General features: G+C 58.0%; 2 protein-coding genes. One reads left to right on the top strand and one right to left on the bottom strand.

Going from position 1 to position 3,244, the window contains the following annotated elements; genetic code table 11:
* On the bottom strand, nucleotides 1–1,718 hold a 1,718-nt coding region (gene mnmC / locus Q7O77_RS16095; RefSeq protein WP_304169667.1), incomplete at its 3' end, for a bifunctional tRNA (5-methylaminomethyl-2-thiouridine)(34)-methyltransferase MnmD/FAD-dependent 5-carboxymethylaminomethyl-2-thiouridine(34) oxidoreductase MnmC.
* Between the two features lie 162 nt (nucleotides 1,719–1,880).
* On the opposite strand from mnmC, the gene fabB reads away from it, so the two are divergent.
* Nucleotides 1,881–3,101 carry a beta-ketoacyl-ACP synthase I gene (gene fabB / locus Q7O77_RS16100; RefSeq protein WP_085685145.1) on the top strand — a complete coding sequence of 407 codons (1,221 nt, stop codon included), beginning with the start codon at nucleotides 1,881–1,883 and terminating at the stop codon, nucleotides 3,099–3,101.
* Nucleotides 3,102–3,244 lie beyond the last annotated feature (143 nt).

The raw sequence follows: 3,244 nt of genomic DNA on the forward strand, positions 1-3,244 counted from the left end.
GCGCTGCGTACGCCGCACCGCGCCTCGCCGTCGGAGACATCTATCGACGTCGGCCACGACAGCGACGGCAGACAGTCGATCAACCGCTGGCGGTTCTGCTGCTGATCCGAATCGCGATACTCGGTCCCGGTGTCTCCACGGTGATAGCTGGCGCCGATGCAGTGCTGCTGGTGTCGCGGGCTGATCGGCGTCAGGTAGCCATCGTAGCATAGCACCTGTTTAAGAGGACGCAGTTGGGCGTTGCCGGGCACGTGACTCACCTGTCCCCGCACGGCGTAGGTGGGGAGGTAACGCGTTTGCGGCCAGTCGCTGAGTTGATGTCCGTTCGCCAGAATGACCGTGGCATGCTGAACATTGTCTCCGCTATCCAGCGTCAAACGCCAGCCGTCAGAGGACGGAGTAAGCTCGGTGACGGTCGTGTTTAATCGGACCTGCATGCCCTGACGGATCGCCAGCGCCAACGCGGCGGCGGTCAGCTCGGCCGGGCACAACCATCCCCCGGACGGATACGTAATGCCGCGATGAAGAAGCGGGACGCCGCAGGCCTGAGTCAGCGTCTGCGCGCTGGCTGCATGCACCAGTTCTTCAGGCCATTGCCCGGCGAGGATTCGGTCGATTTTGCGCGCGCTTTTATCGTCAAACGCTAACTGGCTGACTCCGCACCACTGATGTTCGTAGTCTACGCCCTGAGCCGCCAGCGCATCGTAGGTGCGTCGGGCATAGCCGAACGCGCTGGCGAAAAAACGCGACAGCGCATCGTGCTTATCATTGAGCAGCGGATAGAGCGCGCCTTGTCGGTTGCCGGAAGCGCCTTGTCCCACTTGTTCATCGGCGCAATACAAGGTGACCTTGGTGCGGCGCCGTTGCAGCGCCAACGCCGTCAACAGGCTGGCGATACCGCCGCCGATGATGGCGACCTCCTGCGGCTGCGTGGCGGCAGGACGATGATACCAGGGCGTGGATTCGGTAACGGGGATGGCTTCTGGCAGATCCCCGCTCAGCATCTCGCGCTTGTGGCCGAATCCTTTGACTTTACAGACGTTGAACCCGGCTTCCTGCAATCCTCGACGGACAAAGCCCGCCGCGGTGAAGGTGGCGAAGGTGCCGCCGGGACGGGACAACCGCGCCATCGCGTTGAACAGGTTGGCGGTCCACATGTCCGGGTTTTTCGAGGGGGCGAAACCGTCCAGAAACCAGGCGTCGACCTGATGATTGATGCTCTCATCGAGCTGGGGCAACAGGTCATTGATATCGCCGAACCACAGATCGAGCGTGATGTGACCGTCAGCCAGTATCAGACGATGGCAGCCGGGGGACATCGTCGGCCAGTGTTGTCGCAGTTCGTCGGCGAACGCGGCCAGTTCGGGCCACTGGGCATGCGCGGCCGCCAGATCGTCCACCTGCAGGGGAAACTTTTCAAAACTGATGTAATGCAGGCGTTGCAAGGTGGCGTCGGGCTGCTCACGGCGAAAATCGGCGAACGCTTGCCATAAGGTCAAGAAATTCAGTCCGGTACCGAATCCGCTCTCCGCAACGGTGAAAGTCGCGCGTAAATTTTGTGCAAAACGTGCGGGTAAGTCATTGCCCTGTAGAAAGACATAGCGGGTTTCCGCGAGCCCATCCTGGTTGGAAAAATAGACGTCGTCAAACTGTAGCGAAACAGGTGTACCCTGAGAGTTCCAGCTTAGCGAAGCGGTTCGGATGGCGGGCGTAATCACGGCAACTCACTCATAATTCAGGCGGTGGCGGAAGTTTAACGGTCAGCCCCTTTGTGTGCAAATTTGTGCAAAGTTAGGCAGATCGGACTTGTTCAGCTTACAAGTGTAAGCTAAAGTGCTTCGCAGTATCCTAAATGCTTATACAAACGAATGAGGTATTGAATGAAACGTGCAGTGATTACAGGTCTTGGGATCGTATCTAGCATAGGTAATAACCAAGAGGAAGTTCTTGCATCTCTGCGTGAGGGCCGTTCAGGAATCACCTTTTCTCAAGAGATGAAAGATGCCGGCATGCGTAGTCACGTCTGGGGCAACGTTAAACTGGACACGACTGGCTTGATCGACCGTAAGATCGTGCGTTTCATGAATGATGCTGCCATTTATGCCTTCCTCTCCATGGAGCAGGCGGTGAAGGATGCGGGTTTGTCCGAAGAAGTTTATCAGAACAACCCGCGTGTGGGTCTGATCGCCGGTTCCGGCGGTGGTTCCCCGCACTATCAGGTACTGGGTGCCGATGCAATGCGTAGCCCGCGCGGCGTGAAAGCTGTGGGTCCGTACGTGGTGACCAAGGCGATGGGCTCTGGCGTTTCCGCCTGTCTGGCCACACCGTTCAAGATCCACGGTATCAACTACTCCATCAGCTCCGCGTGTGCGACTTCCGCACACTGTATCGGTAATGCCGTAGAGCAGATTCAGATGGGCAAGCAGGACATCGTGTTTGCCGGCGGCGGCGAAGAGCTGAGCTGGGAGCTGTCCTGCGAGTTTGATGCGATGGGTGCACTGTCCACCAAATACAACGACACGCCGGAAAAAGCCTCTCGTACCTATGATGCGAACCGTGATGGTTTCGTCATTGCTGGCGGCGGCGGTATGGTCGTCGTGGAAGAGCTGGAACACGCGCTGGCGCGTGGCGCTCACATCTATGCCGAAGTCGTGGGCTACGGTGCAACGTCCGATGGCGCTGACATGGTTGCTCCGTCTGGCGAAGGCGCAGTACGCTGCATGAAAATCGCTATGCAGGACATCGAAGGGCCGATCGATTACATCAACACCCACGGAACTTCAACGCCGGTCGGCGATGTGAAGGAACTGGGCGCGATCCGTGAAGTGTTCGGCAACGATACGCCAGCTATCTCCGCAACCAAAGCGATGACGGGTCACTCTTTGGGGGCCGCGGGCGTACAGGAAGCTATCTATACGCTGCTGATGCTGGAGCATAACTTCATCGCGCCGAGCATCAACATCGAAACGCTGGACGAGCAGGGTGAAGGGATGAACATCATCACTGAACCGACCGAACGTGAGCTGAACACCGTGATGTCTAACGGTTTCGGTTTCGGTGGCACCAACGCCGTTCTGGTCATGAGCAAGTACAAACAGTAAGCGCATGACGTCAACCGGGGCGCTCAGCCCCGGTTATTTTTATCTCGCCTGATTGATTGACGCACGTCCATCCGCTTTTCTACCGCTAACCGCTAACCGCTAACCGCTAACCGCTAACCGCTAACCGCTAACCGCTAACCGCT

The organism is Lonsdalea britannica, from assembly GCF_946477055.1.
GTDB lineage: Bacteria > Pseudomonadota > Gammaproteobacteria > Enterobacterales > Enterobacteriaceae > Lonsdalea > Lonsdalea britannica_A.